Origin of the sequence: Bacillus sp. JJ634 (genome assembly GCF_036962285.1) — a bacterium.
Classification (GTDB): domain Bacteria; phylum Bacillota; class Bacilli; order Bacillales; family DSM-1321; genus Peribacillus; species Peribacillus asahii_A.
Genome location: NZ_JBALMU010000066.1, coordinates 1 through 13,248 on the forward strand (window position 1 = coordinate 1; position 13,248 = coordinate 13,248).

14 protein-coding genes and 1 other annotated feature are annotated in these 13,248 nt (G+C 40.6%); of the genes, 2 read left to right on the plus strand and 12 right to left on the minus strand.

Translation table 11 applies throughout. The annotated features are described in order from the left end of the window. The 4 genes from safA to nadB all read right to left on the minus strand — a co-directional run. A partial coding sequence (gene safA, locus V7068_RS11405) for a SafA/ExsA family spore coat assembly protein (RefSeq protein WP_499712892.1) occupies window positions 1-1,100 on the minus strand: 1,100 nt, incomplete at its 3' end. Window positions 1,101-1,309: 209 nt separating this feature from the next. Then, complete coding sequence (nadA, locus tag V7068_RS11410) at window positions 1,310-2,413, minus strand: quinolinate synthase NadA (RefSeq protein ID WP_499712893.1); 1,104 nt, start codon at window positions 2,411-2,413, stop codon at window positions 1,310-1,312. Further along, entirely contained in the window at window positions 2,413-3,261 is an 849-nt protein-coding gene (nadC, locus tag V7068_RS11415; RefSeq protein WP_499712894.1) for a carboxylating nicotinate-nucleotide diphosphorylase, read from the minus strand. The genes nadA and nadC overlap by 1 nt, the downstream gene beginning before the upstream one ends. Further along, window positions 3,242-4,828, minus strand: a complete 1,587-nt coding sequence (nadB, locus tag V7068_RS11420) for an L-aspartate oxidase (protein ID WP_499712895.1) — start codon at window positions 4,826-4,828, stop codon at window positions 3,242-3,244. The genes nadC and nadB overlap by 20 nt, the downstream gene beginning before the upstream one ends. A 161-nt stretch (window positions 4,829-4,989) precedes the next feature. Here nadB and V7068_RS11425 point away from each other — a divergent pair, with 161 nt between their 5' ends. Further along, complete coding sequence (locus V7068_RS11425) at window positions 4,990-6,114, plus strand: IscS subfamily cysteine desulfurase (RefSeq protein WP_499712896.1); 1,125 nt, start codon at window positions 4,990-4,992, stop codon at window positions 6,112-6,114. A 37-nt stretch (window positions 6,115-6,151) separates the two neighbouring features. After that, on the plus strand, window positions 6,152-6,688 hold the full coding sequence (locus tag V7068_RS11430; protein WP_402921569.1) for a transcription repressor NadR: 537 nt from the start codon (window positions 6,152-6,154) through the stop codon (window positions 6,686-6,688). A 38-nt stretch (window positions 6,689-6,726) separates the two neighbouring features. Here the strand turns inward: V7068_RS11430 and pheA are convergent, their stop codons facing one another. From pheA to V7068_RS11470, 8 genes are all read right to left on the minus strand, one after another. Further along, entirely contained in the window at window positions 6,727-7,602 is an 876-nt protein-coding gene (pheA, locus tag V7068_RS11435) for a prephenate dehydratase (RefSeq protein WP_499712897.1), read from the minus strand. 201 nt (window positions 7,603-7,803) lie between these two features. Continuing rightward, window positions 7,804-8,253 (minus strand): transcriptional regulator ThrR, encoded by a 450-nt coding sequence (thrR, locus tag V7068_RS11440; protein ID WP_119116039.1) that lies wholly within the window; start codon window positions 8,251-8,253, stop codon window positions 7,804-7,806. A gap of 27 nt (window positions 8,254-8,280) precedes the next feature. Beyond that, a complete protein-coding gene (obgE, locus tag V7068_RS11445; protein WP_499712898.1) occupies window positions 8,281-9,573 on the minus strand; it encodes a GTPase ObgE in 1,293 nt (430 codons plus the stop codon). 52 nt (window positions 9,574-9,625) lie between these two features. Further along, the gene (locus tag V7068_RS11450) at window positions 9,626-10,168 is read right to left on the minus strand and encodes a Spo0B C-terminal domain-containing protein (RefSeq protein ID WP_252290998.1); all 543 of its coding nucleotides are present in this window, start codon (window positions 10,166-10,168) and stop codon (window positions 9,626-9,628) included. Between the two features lie 479 nt (window positions 10,169-10,647). After that, window positions 10,648-10,938, minus strand: a complete 291-nt coding sequence (rpmA, locus tag V7068_RS11455) for a 50S ribosomal protein L27 (RefSeq protein ID WP_119116036.1) — start codon at window positions 10,936-10,938, stop codon at window positions 10,648-10,650. Between the two features lie 12 nt (window positions 10,939-10,950). Next, the gene (locus V7068_RS11460; RefSeq protein ID WP_499712899.1) at window positions 10,951-11,283 is read right to left on the minus strand and encodes a ribosomal-processing cysteine protease Prp; all 333 of its coding nucleotides are present in this window, start codon (window positions 11,281-11,283) and stop codon (window positions 10,951-10,953) included. A 12-nt stretch (window positions 11,284-11,295) separates the two neighbouring features. Then, window positions 11,296-11,604 carry a 50S ribosomal protein L21 gene (gene rplU / locus V7068_RS11465; RefSeq protein WP_119116034.1) on the minus strand — a complete coding sequence of 103 codons (309 nt, stop codon included), beginning with the start codon at window positions 11,602-11,604 and terminating at the stop codon, window positions 11,296-11,298. A gap of 13 nt (window positions 11,605-11,617) precedes the next feature. Then, window positions 11,618-11,697 (minus strand) — a sequence feature (ribosomal protein L21 leader region). 47 nt (window positions 11,698-11,744) lie between these two features. Continuing rightward, on the minus strand, window positions 11,745-13,226 hold the full coding sequence (locus V7068_RS11470; protein ID WP_499712900.1) for an Rne/Rng family ribonuclease: 1,482 nt from the start codon (window positions 13,224-13,226) through the stop codon (window positions 11,745-11,747). Window positions 13,227-13,248 lie beyond the last annotated feature (22 nt).

Consider the following 13,248-nt stretch of genomic DNA (forward strand, 5'->3'; position numbering starts at 1 on the left):
TGTTGATACGATGGCTGCATTTGTGCAACCGTAAATGGTGGTTGATACGGTGTGCCTGGAAACGGTTGTTGATACTGCGAATAATTCTGCGGCTGCTGATAGATTGCATCGGAAAAATTTGGTTGAGTATAAACCGCTTGCGGATATAGGTTTTTCCCTTTATCCGGCCCATATGTTCCTATAGAGCCTTTACTACACCCACAATCCTCCGATTCTTCTTGGTAAGTAGGCTGTACGTACGGCTGTGCTGGAGGCTGCATGTTCATTGATTCATATCCATCATATTGCTGTGCTGGCTGCTGCGGGAATCCTCCTGAATATGGATTAAATGTCGGTATCTGCATCATGCCTGGCATACTCGCACCAGCCACATAGTTAGCATTCACCGGAGCTTGAATAGCGAATTCTCCCAAAACATCTGGACTTTCTTCATAGACTTGTGGATTCATTTGTCCCTCTTCACATTGCCCATGCATCCATTGCTGCAGGATTGGCGGTGGAGGCGGATAACAAAATCCTGTTCCCGGTAAAATTGGTGTAACCGGAATACATGTCTCAATAGGCTGCTGTACCATCGATTCAATCTGAACGGGTGGAGCTTGCGGAATTTCTGGGGGCTTCGGTGCTTCAGGAACTTTTACTTCTTCCTTCGCCTCAGGTAGAGGTGTAACCTGCATCTCCTTCATGCTTAACGTATAATTATTCTCCATATCCGTCTGTGGGATGACAGGTTCAGGAATAGGTACCTCTTCTTGAACAACGACTGGTTGTTCTTTCTCAACCGGCTTTGGCTGCATAATAGGCTGTTCCTCTGCCATTGGCTTTAACTGCATAATAGGTTGTTCTTCCTCTTTAGAAACTTGTGGTGGAGTGGACGGAATCTGCGCTTCCTTTACTCCTTTATGAACAATTTGGCTCGGCTTGACTGCCTCTTTCTTCACGTTTCCAGCTGAACCTGGTATTTTTAGTTTCATACCCGGCATTAATAAATCCGGGTTGCTTAACTGTGTGTTTAATTTTTTTAATTCTTCGAAACTGACGCCATACTTTTTAGCCAGCTTCCAAAGCGTGTCGCCTTTTTGGACTATATGAATTTTCACGCTGCAATCCCTCCTGTGCATATGTCCATATATACTATGAAGCGATTATTAAATTGATAATATTTCATCATCAAAACTTATGCCAGAAAGAAAGACTTTATGAAAAATTTATATACATTTCACTTTCCACCTTCGAAGTTCAAACCAAGGGAACATATACGAAACAGTAAAAAGACCTGAATCATGTTCCATTCAGGTCTTCTTCATAATCATTTATGTTGTAACATTCGATTCAATGCGAGAATGGCATCATCTGCAATGTTTTTTTCTACCTTAATTGGATTAATCAATTGCCCTTTACTAATCGATTCAAGAGACCATAGTAAGTGCGGCAAATCGATTCGATTCATCGTCAAGCATGGACACATATTCGGATTCAAAGAGATAATATTCTTATCCGGATGCTTAGCCATCAATCGTTTAACAAGATTCATTTCCGTTCCAATTGCCCATGAGCTGCCCGGTTCCGCCTGTTCAATAGCGTTAATAATATAAGAAGTTGAGCCATTATCATCCGCCATTGCTACTACTTCACGGCGACATTCAGGATGAACAATAATTCTCATATCTGGTTGCGTTTTACGCAGTTCTTCAATATTAGCAGTTGTAAAGTTTTCATGAACAGAGCAGTGACCTTTCCAAAGCAATACTTTAATGTTCTCGATATTTCCTTCATAAATTAATTCATCTTTATGCGGGTCCCATACAGCCATCTGATCTAAAGGAATTCCTAAATCATAAGCAGTATTTCTCCCTAAATGTTGGTCAGGTAAAAATAAAATCCGTTCCTTCTGGGATAGAGCCCAAGATACCATTTCCTTCGCGTTTGAAGAGGTAACAGTTGCTCCTCCATTTTTACCCACAAACGCTTTAATCGCTGCTGTTGAGTTTACATATGTTAAAGGAAGAATTGTATCACCAAACAACTGTTGCAGTTTTACCCAAGCTCTATCTGTTTGATGAATATCCGCCATATCCGCCATCGAACAGCCTGCGCGCATATCCGGTAAGATAACTGTTTGTTCTTCCGTCGTTAAAATATCCGCTGTTTCTGCCATAAAATGTACACCACAGAAGACAATAAATTCAGCCTCTCGATTCGCCGCAGAAATTTGAGCAAGCTGCAGGGAATCACCCGTAGCATCAGAAAACTGAATCACTTCTTCACGTTGATAGTGATGCCCTGGAATAAACAAACGGGATCCGAGCTGTTTTTTTATCTCCCAAACACGCGCTTCCATTTCTTCTGTTGTCATCGTTTTATATACTTCCGGTAAAGCTGTTGCGACTAACGCTTGTTCTAATAAACTCATTAATACACACCCTCCCGTTCTCTTACCTTGGCACTAATATCAAGCGCACGTACACTATGCGTTAAGCATCCTAACGAAATCATATCTACTCCACAATCTCGGTACAAAGCTAAATTCTCTAACGTAATTCCTCCCGATACTTCTGTCACAATATGAGGCGGAACTAATTGAACAAATTGTTTAATTTCCTCTGGCGTTCGATTATCAAACATAATAATATCAGCAGCAGCCTGGACCGCTTCAATCACTTGCTCTTTTGACTCTGTTTCGACTTCAATTTTAACTGTATGACCGAGCTTCGCTTTAACTATCTCAACAGCCTTTGTAATCGAACCTGCAAAGGAAATATGATTATCTTTAATCATAACCGCATCATACAAGCCATAGCGATGATTGAAAGCCCCGCCAGATCGAACTGCATACTTCTCTAACATACGTAGACCCGGTGTTGTTTTTCTTGTATCACAAGGCTTCGTCTTCGTTCCAGCTAATATTTGCACTGCTTTATTAGCTTCTGTCGCAATGGCCGACATTCGTTGGACTAAATTCAGCACCACTCGCTCTCCCTTCAAAAGAGCGGCCATACTCCCCGTCATTTGCGCAAGCTTTTGACCAACTTCAAACGATTCACCATCTCTTACAAACAACTCAATTTCAATGGTTGAATCTAACATCGTAAAGCCTGTTTTAATGACATCTCCTCCTGAGAAAATACCAGCTTCTTTTGCCAAAAATGTTAACGTACCTTGTGATTCAACTGGAAATAAAGTGTCGCTCGTCACATCGCGTTCGCCGATATCTTCAATAAAGAATTGCTCTAATAATTGCCTAAGCTTTAATAAATTCATATACAACGCTTCCTTTCAAACGTTTCATTACTTCATGACGATCTAATATTATGGAAATATCCAGCCAAACCGCATCATTTTCCATTGGATAATCACTTCGGAAATGACCACCTCTGCTTTCTTGCCTTGCTAATGCCGATTCAGCAATCAACCATGAGACAATAATCGCATTCGCTTTTGCTAACTCATGGATTGAAACATCCTCACATGCTAGCTCGAGCAAACAATCAATCTGAAATGATTCCAACCAGGCTTTTAAGCGGCCAAGATCCTTCGCATTCCGAACAATACCCGCATGATGCATAAGATGCTTTTGAATATCCGCTAATTCAGGCAATCTGATTAAACCAGGACTGGTCTTTTTTAACGTTTTCTTTTCTTGAGGTAATACCCTTTGGGGAGCTTGCTGCAAATAGCGACCGAGAGTACTCCCAAAAACTAACCCCTCTAATAGTGAATTGCTAGCAAGACGATTGGCACCATGAACACCTGTACAAGCGACTTCTCCAACGGCATATAAACCTTCGACAGAAGTTCGCCCTTTCCCATCCGTTTCAATTCCGCCCATTAAAAAATGATTGCCGGGAGCTACAGGAATTTTTCCTTCTTCAAGATGGATTCCATTTTTTAAGCAAAGGGCAGCGACTGTTGGAAAACGCTCGCTAAAATTAGAAATCATCGAAATATCTAAATACACGTTTTCTCCACGTTCAATATAGGAGTAAATCGTTTGCGCGACAATATGGCGTGGCGCTAAATCTGCTAAAGCATGAACATCCTTCATAATCGCTTTTCCTGATGCTGTTACAAGCTTTGCTCCTTCACCACGAACGGCTTCAGATACAAGCCCTTGGGTTTTGCCGTTACAATATAATAAAGTCGGATGAAATTGAATAAACTCCATATCACGAATACGTGCTCCCGCTTTAAGAGCTAGAGCAATTCCGTCTCCAGATACGGTATTGGCATTAGACGTGAACTGAAATAATGACCCACATCCGCCAGTTGCTAACACAATATGTTCACCATACATCGTTTGAAGATGGCCTTCATGATCCACTATCTTAACACCAATACAGGAAGTATCATCCCCCATTATGAGCTCAACGACTGCTGCATCTTCCATCACTTCCACCTTTGAAAGAGCCAACTCTCTAAGCAAATGCTCGATGATGTACTTTCCAGTTGCATCACCATGACTATGAAGAATTCTACGCTCACTATGAGCACCTTCCATCCCGAGCATAAGATGTCCTTCTGGATTACGATCAAATTCCATCCCAGATGCTATTAGTTCTGAAATGGCAACAGGAGCTGTTTGCACTAATGCTTCTACTGCTTTTGCATTGTTATAATAACGGCCTGCTTGAATCGTATCTTCTCTATGGGAAATCGGTGTATCCTCTTTAGACATAGCGACGGCAATTCCACCTTGTGCTAAATACGAGTTGCTATGACGAAGCTTAGATTTTGTGATAAGCATCACATGTTTGGTTGCACTCGCTTCTATTGCCGTTTTTAATGCTGCAATTCCACTGCCGACGATAATGACTTCCATTTTATTCATTTTTACCGCTCCTTGATTTAACAAGTGTCTTGACACATATATTTACACATTATTAAACTATAATCAAGAGTTTTTTAAAATAGACCTGTTAAATAGCGGCATTAGGAAAGATAACCATTCTCTATAAACTAATCCTACACTATGAAGTGGATGTGACCATTTTGATTTATTTTGACTACGCAGCAACAACACCAATTGATTCTGATGCTTTAAAAGTATGGATAGATGCTTCACAGCAGTTTTATGGAAATTCAAGCAGCCTTCATGATTGCGGCTCCCAGTCCGCCAAGCTGCTTGATGTATCACGTCAACAGCTCGCTGCACTACTACACGTTGAAAAAGAGCATGTGATTTTTACAAGCGGCGGGTCTGAAAGCAATGTACTTGCGATTGACACCTTATTGTCATCTAAACATCCACATAAAAACCATATATTAGTTAGCCAAGCGGAGCATGCCTCCATCTATCAATATGTTGAAAAACTTAAAAACAACGGCTATCATATTACGTACCTTGAGCATCTACAAGATGGCACAATAGATCTCGATTATTTAGAAACCCAGCTTTCGGAACAAACATGCCTCGTCATCGTTCAACACGTTAATTCCGAAACAGGAGTCGGACAACCAATTGAAAATATACGAACAATCTTACACAACCGAGATACTTTTCTTCATGTCGATTGTGTCCAATCTTTCGCTAAACTGCCACTACAATCGATTAGCAGAGCTTGTGACAGCATGGCAATCTCCAGCCATAAAGTATATGGTCCAAAAGGTGTCGGAGCGGTTATTTTTCCCAATAAACATAAACTAAAACCGGCGCTTCCAAATGTGACACATGAATATGGCTTTCGAGCTGGTACTGTCAACGTGCCAGGAATTGCCGCTTTTGTGACAGCTGCTACAAAGCTAGTAGACCAGCTCGATCAGGAATTAGCACGTATATCCACCTTACGTACGCAATTCATTGAGCTGCTGCATGAATCGAACGTACTCTTTGAAGTCATAGAATCAAAAAGAAGCCAGCTGCCGCATATTCTTGCGTTAACCTGCTCAGGACTGCAAGGACAATATATAATGATTGAATTAAATCGACGTGGATTAGCTATTTCTACAGGAAGTGCTTGCCAGATTGATAAGCAGGAGCCTTCCAAAATGATGCTTGCTATGGGGAAAACCGTTGAGGAAGCACATCAGCTTATTCGCCTGTCATTTGGCAAAATGACGACAGAAGCAGATGTGAAAAAATTAGCCGAAAACTTTATTCAGACTGTGATACAATAAAATAATTATTCGTTTTTAAACATTGAGGAGAGATTACATGGATACAAAAAAAAAGTTACTCGGTGAAGAAAGACGATTGCAACTACTGCACATTCTCCAATCAAGTGACCGACCTATTACAGGAAGTGAGCTTTCAAAACAAGCTAATGTTAGCCGACAAGTAATTGTAAGTGACATCACACTTCTAAAAGCCCGAAATGAACCGATTATTGCAACAAGCCAAGGCTATTTATATATGCATACAGCAAACAAAACACAAAATTATGAGCGTACCGTTGCCTGTCACCATGAACCTTCACGTACAGAGGAGGAGCTGAACTTACTTGTTGATATCGGGGTAACTGTTAAAAATGTGAGCATTGAACATCCTATATACGGCGATTTAACAGCGTCTATTATGGTTAGCAGCCGCAAAGACGTTCAACAATTTCTTACTAAAATGTCAGAAACAAACGCTTCCTATTTGCTAGAACTAACCGATGGCATTCATCTTCATACATTAAGCGCACCATCAGAAGAGCTGTTAGATGAAGCGGAAGCTGTCTTAAAAAAAGCTAATATTCTTGTGGAGTAGATTTAGAAACCCCCATTCAATACGAATGAGGGTTTTCCCTATCTCATCTTCACAGCTGTCTCCACAGCGAAGCTCGGATAACTTCCAAGAATAGAAACCTTACAACCAAGTGCTTCTAATTCAGAAATAGTACCTGGAATAAGCACTTCATCGAGCGCCATTTCCACATCAATAATAAAGAAGTAATTTCCTAATCCCGTTTTCATTGGGCGGGATTCAATTTTGGATAAGTTCAATTTGCGCCACGCAAACGCCGAAAGCACTTGGTGAAGGGCCCCGGAATGATCGGCAGGAAGCATCACCATCAGCGTCGTTTTCCACCCTCGATTAACGGTTACATGTCCTTTATAGTCGACACTCTCCTTCGACACGACGATGAACTTCGTATGATTATAAGAATAATCATGAACATTATGTTGAACAATCGTTAATCCATATTCCTCAGCCGCTAATTCATTCGCAATCGCAGCAATCTTTCGTTCCGGTTGCTCACTAACCATTTTCGCTGCCGCTGCTGTTGATGTCACTTCTTCACATGGAATACCTTTCCATTCCTTATGTAAAAATTTATGACACTGTGCAATAGCATGCGGATGTGAGTAAACCATGTCTGGTTTAAAACCAGCTACAGCCTGCTCTGGATGCACCATAAAATGCTGTTGAATCGGTGTAATCACTTCTCCCTGAATCGGAAGCTGAACCTCATGAATTAAGTAATCAATTGTAATATTGACGGAACCTTCTAATGCATTCTCAATCGGAACAACAGCAATATCAGCCTCTCCTTCTTGAACAGCATCGATACAATCTGGAATCGTAGCCTTTGGCATTTTTAATTCATTCGGAAAAAGCCGAGAGACCGCTAAATCTGTGAATGTAGCCTTAGGTCCGAGAAAAGCAATTTTGTGCGACATCTAAAAACTCTCCTTTTTTTTCACGACAATATAGCTATTTGCCCTATTTACAGGTCTGTTATCGTTATTTACCATTAGATATATCCCTTTATTTTATGCTATTTTCAGACTTTTTGCAATACTTTAACCCCGTACAATTATCTACCCTTTCTTCTTTATACGCAAAAAAGCCCGTACAATTGATATGCACGGGCTCCATCATTACGCACCATTTCCTAATATTTCAACTTTTTCAACAAACTCCATTTTTCGAAATGTGGTAAGTAATTCATCAATGTCCATCGTCATTCCAGCCGTATTTAAAGAAAGCGTAACATTGGCACGTCCTTGCAAAGGAATCGTTTGGTGAATCGTCATAATGTTGCAGCCAGACAACGCAACGACTCGTAATAACTCTGACAAAGTGCCTGAACGATCTTCAAGATAAAAGAAGAGCGTAATCAACTTTTCTTTCACAATTGTATGAAAGGGAAATACCGTATCGCGATATTTATAAAAAGCACTTCGACTTAGATCCACACGCTGAACCGCTTCCCACACAGATTCTACTTTACCGCGTTCAAGCATTTCCTTAGCATCTAACGTTTTCTTCATGGCCTCTGGAAGGACATCTTCGCGAACGAGGAAAAACTTCTTATCAATGCCGTTCACTTACCTTCCCCCTCTGCCTAACCGTTATTAATCAACAAATTCAAATTCATACTCTAAAATACGAACAATATCACCATCTGTTGCTCCTCTTTGACGAAGGGCTTCATCCACTCCGAATGAACGAAGCTGTCTTGCAAAACGGCGAACAGATTCTTCACGACTGAAATCCGTCATTTTAAATAGACGCTCGATTTTAAATCCAGAAACAGCAAAGCTGCCATCTGGCTCGCGCGTAATGTCAAACTCATCTTGTTGCGTTTCATGTTTATATAATACTCGATGAACCCCTTTATCTTCATCTTCATCATGATCAAGCGGGAATTCTGGTGTCTCTTCTAACTTATCTGCAATCGCAAACAACAGCTCCCGAATTCCTTCTCGTGTTAAAGCTGAAATTGGGAAAATCGGATAATCTTCTTGTAATTTCTCTTTAAATACCGCTAAATTTTCTTCTGAATCTGGCATATCCATTTTACTTGCCACAATAATTTGCGGACGCTCGGTTAAACGCAAGTTATATTCCTGCAGCTCTTTGTTAATCGTTTGATAGTCCTCGTAAGGATCGCGACCTTCAAGACCAGACATATCAATCACATGAACGATGACTCTCGTTCTTTCAATATGGCGTAAAAACTGGTGACCGAGTCCAACACCTTCCGATGCCCCTTCAATTAAACCTGGCAGGTCAGCCATAACAAAGCTTCGATTATCTTCTGTTTCAACTACACCTAAATTCGGCACAATCGTCGTAAAGTGATATTCAGCAATCTTTGGCTTCGCCGCTGACACAACAGATAATAATGTCGATTTCCCTACACTTGGAAAACCAACTAAACCTACATCAGCAAGTAATTTTAATTCCATTACAATATAGCGCTCTTGCCCTGGCTCACCATTTTCAGCAATCTCTGGAGCAGGGTTAGCTGGTGTAGCAAAACGGGAATTCCCTCGACCGCCTCGACCACCTTTAGCAATGATGGCACGTTGTCCGTGCTCCACTAAATCAGCGATAACTTCTTTCGTATCATCATCAATGACAACCGTACCTGGTGGAACTTTCACAACCATGTCCTGTGAATTTCGACCATGTTGATTTTTCGACATCCCATGTTCGCCACGCGGTGCTTTAAAATGACGTTGATAACGGAAATCCATTAATGTTCGTAAGCCTTCCTCTACTTCAAACACAACGTTCGCTCCGTTGCCCCCATCTCCGCCTGCTGGGCCACCTTTCGGTACATATTTTTCACGACGATATGCAACCATTCCGTTACCGCCGTCTCCACCTTTTACAAACACTTTGACTTGATCGACAAACATGCTATCACTTCCTTGTTTTCTATATGTACTATCTTGCTGTATGCGTCATTTCTTATTCAAACCTCACGTCCATTGTGAAAAAAAGCTCCTCTTCACTCAACGATTGCACATTAACTGTTTGCTGCTCTGTTAGTGAATTAGTCAGAAACTTTGTCACAGTGTCCTGCTCTTTTAGCTTGCCTTGTAAATGAAAAGAACAACACATATTTCTGCTTTCTTTTTTAGAAATCTCTATCGTAAGCATATTTTCAGTAAACGGATTTAACTGTTCTCCTAATAACTGAAAGTAGCTTCTCGTCCATTGATACATCAATTCATCCATGGATTCAGATGCTTCAAAAACATCTACGATTTCATATTCAAAATTGAACGCCCAATTTTCCCAATTTGCCGTCATTAGCAGTTCACTAAATTTCGGCATATTTAAACTAGAAAGCCGAGCTTCTTGCTGCGTTTCAATAATAATCTCTTCAATAAACCCTTTTACACGATCAATCTTATTTAATTCCAAATTGCCTTTAATAATTTGGATTTTATTTAACCAATCATGCCGCGTTTGTCGAAGTACTTCGACAGTTGTCCAACTTTTATCCATTATTAACACCTTCAATGTATGATAACATGAAATTTCACTCCTTAGAGTATCAGTTGAATCAATGGAACTTTCATAAAGCTTGCCTCTAACAGAGCACTCACTCCCATTAATTCCGGACAAAAACTTCTCTTCAAGCTCTATCATGCTGCTATTTACCAGTATATCAAAAATGCACAAGTCTGGTCATGAATACTCGTTCATAAATGACATGAATGCCCCCGTCCAAAAAAACCAAATCTTGCTCCTTTGAATTCTTTGGACGATGGTAGAGCAAAAATTAAGGCTTTGTTGTAAGGCACTATTGATTTCCGGCTCATTTTCACCAACAATTGTGTCACCAACACTATGATTGAACAAAGTCAAAATAAAAAATAAAGGGCCGATTCCATCTAAGCAATATATATCCAACAATATCGCGATATATATTATCAGTAGAAGGAATCAGACCCTTTTGAGTCATCCTAATTTCAAAGATGCAATTATGCTTCTTGTGCAACTGGATATACGCTTACTTTTTTGCGGTCACGTCCGAAACGCTCGAAACGTACAACACCGTCTACTTTTGCGTATAGAGTATCGTCTCCACCACGGCCTACGTTCTCACCTGGATAGATTTTTGTTCCGCGTTGACGGTAAAGGATAGAACCACCAGAAACGAATTGGCCATCCGCACGCTTAGCGCCTAAACGTTTAGCTTGTGAATCACGACCGTTCTTTGTAGAACCTACCCCTTTCTTCGATGCGAAGAACTGAAGATCTAATCTTAACATATGTTCCACCTCCTATTTACTAAGAGTAATTTGAATGTATTTACCATAATCACGTTCAAGAGTTTGCAATGATATAAGCAAGGCATTTAAAAGAAGCTGTACCTTTTCTTCGGATTCCGTTGAAAGATTCTCCGGAATCACACAGCAAAGATATCCACCATCTTTGCCTAACTCAATCTCTGGTTCTACATCCGTTAAGGACATAATTGCATTCACCATTCCAAATGAAACAGTGGATGCACCAGCGCAAACAATATCGGAACCTTTTTTAGCGAAATCAGCATGTCCACTCATTGTAAACGAAGTAATTCGTTCATCGGGAACATTAAAGGTTACTTTAATCATCTTAAATCAGCCTTACGCGTTGATTGCTTCAATTACAACTTTAGTGTATGGTTGACGATGACCTTGTTTTTTACGATTGTTTTTCTTCGCTTTGTATTTGAAAACCGTGATTTTCTTTTGACGACCTTGTTTTTCAACTTTAGCCGTTACAGTAGCGCCTTCCACGAATGGAGCACCAACTTTCACGTTTTCGCCACCTACGAATAAAACTTTGTCAAATGTAACAGTTTCGCCTGCTTCTGCGTTTACTTTTTCGATGTAAACTGCTTCACCAGCTGCTACTTTTACTTGTTTACCGCCAGTTTCAATAATTGCGTACATACCTGCACCTCCTTGAATGTCTCAGACTCGCCATGTACAGGCGTTTTACATAAAATAAAACTTAAAACCTGATATGAGCGGTTGTAGCACGGGTGCTACAAACATAACGTTACAAGTCTACCATGCAAGCAAACTATTTGTCAATATGTTAAACGAGACGCTTCATAAATTTCCTGATAGCTCCCGAACCGTTTAATATGATATTGATTCAGCGGCGTACTGCTAATCGAAAGAACAAGCTTTTTCGCAATCGCTTCTTCTAAAATGGGGCGGTAGATTTCTTTTTCTCCTAATAAAACATCCGCAACCGCTTGATTCACTTCCACCCATACCGCTTCATCATCCGTTTTTCGATGTTCCATTAATTCTCGTTCTAATTGAAAAGCAACTGTTTCTGGGCTTAGAACTTTTCCGCTGCCGCCGCAAACTGTACAGTTAACAGTGGTTCTTTCATATAGAGAAGGAGAAGTCCGCTTTCGAGTCAATTGTAGAATGCCGAGTTCTGTAAAACCAATGACTTTGACACGCCTGTCATCCTTCACCGTCTCCTGTTTCATCAACTTCATCACTTCTTGCTGATGCTGCCGGCTGTCCATATTAATAAAATCAATGAGTACAATCCCGCCAATATTGCGAAGACGAAGCTGTCTAGCTACTTCTTTCGCAGCTAGAAGATTCGTTTGAAATAACGTTTCTTCTTTTTCAGTTTTACCAGTAAATTTCCCGGTATTTACATCAATCACTGTGAAGGCTTCTGTTTCTTCAAAAATTAAATAGCTGCCATTCTCAAGCCAAATGATTTTCTTCATTGCCTTGGACAACTGAATATCAAGGTGATGCTCGGAAAAAATATTTTTCGGCCCTGCCTCATATAAAATTTTCCATATCCCGCCACCGCTTGAAGCTTGTTTAGACAGCTCCTGATACAGATTAAAATCATCCAAAATAATTTCTCCCTGCTCTCCTTTGTCCATCTCAGCTAACAATAATTCGATGAATGTGTCCTTTTGCAGCACTAATCCAGGATGTTTTAAAGCGCGAGCCTGTTTATGTAACTCATTATACTGTTCGCGAAGGGTGCGCAGTATGTGAACAAAAGACTCCTCACTTTGATTCTCCATGGATGTCCGAATAATAAGTCCTTCATCTTGGTTCTTATGTTGAAAAGCTAGGTTTCTCCAATACTTTTGCCGGTCTTCATGTTGAAACTTTTTCGAAACACCGACATAATCTAAGCCCGCTATGTATACTAAAGATGGAGATGACAGCTCAATCAAGCCTGATAACTTAGCCCCTTTATTTCCTGTCTCGTCTCGTTTTACCTGTACGAGCAGCTTCTCTCCTTGACGGATATACTGACTGATTGTTCCTCCTTTCAATGGTTTATCCGCAAGCTGAAAAGCCGGTAATTCGTCTCGGTGGAGAAAGCCATGCCTCTCTGCCCCGTAATCGACAAATACCGCATCCATGCCGGGCAGAACTTTCGCTACTTTTCCCATATATATATTGCCTACCGCACTCAATTGATTTGGCGGCATGCTCTCTATTTTCATCACTTCATTTTGCTCCAACACCACATATCGCTTTTCACGCGACGACAAGTTGGCAATTATTTTTTTCATAAAAAAATCCTTTCTCTATTTT

What these genes read in the sequence shown, in the direction of transcription:
- nadA (WP_499712893.1), bottom strand. Translation starts at nt 2,413, where the DNA reads ATGAGTTTATTAGAACAAGCGTTAGTCGCAACAGCTTTACCGGAAGTA.
- nadC (WP_499712894.1), bottom strand. Translation starts at nt 3,261, where the DNA reads ATGAATTTATTAAAGCTTAGGCAATTATTAGAGCAATTCTTTATTGAA.
- nadB (WP_499712895.1), bottom strand. Translation starts at nt 4,828, where the DNA reads ATGAATAAAATGGAAGTCATTATCGTCGGCAGTGGAATTGCAGCATTA.
- V7068_RS11430 (WP_402921569.1), top strand. Translation starts at nt 6,152, where the DNA reads ATGGATACAAAAAAAAAGTTACTCGGTGAAGAAAGACGATTGCAACTA.
- pheA (WP_499712897.1), bottom strand. Translation starts at nt 7,602, where the DNA reads ATGTCGCACAAAATTGCTTTTCTCGGACCTAAGGCTACATTCACAGAT.
- obgE (WP_499712898.1), bottom strand. Translation starts at nt 9,573, where the DNA reads ATGTTTGTCGATCAAGTCAAAGTGTTTGTAAAAGGTGGAGACGGCGGT.
- V7068_RS11450 (WP_252290998.1), bottom strand. Translation starts at nt 10,168, where the DNA reads ATGGATAAAAGTTGGACAACTGTCGAAGTACTTCGACAAACGCGGCAT.
- rpmA (WP_119116036.1), bottom strand. Translation starts at nt 10,938, where the DNA reads ATGTTAAGATTAGATCTTCAGTTCTTCGCATCGAAGAAAGGGGTAGGT.
- V7068_RS11460 (WP_499712899.1), bottom strand. Translation starts at nt 11,283, where the DNA reads ATGATTAAAGTAACCTTTAATGTTCCCGATGAACGAATTACTTCGTTT.
- rplU (WP_119116034.1), bottom strand. Translation starts at nt 11,604, where the DNA reads ATGTACGCAATTATTGAAACTGGCGGTAAACAAGTAAAAGTAGCAGCT.
- V7068_RS11470 (WP_499712900.1), bottom strand. Translation starts at nt 13,226, where the DNA reads ATGAAAAAAATAATTGCCAACTTGTCGTCGCGTGAAAAGCGATATGTG.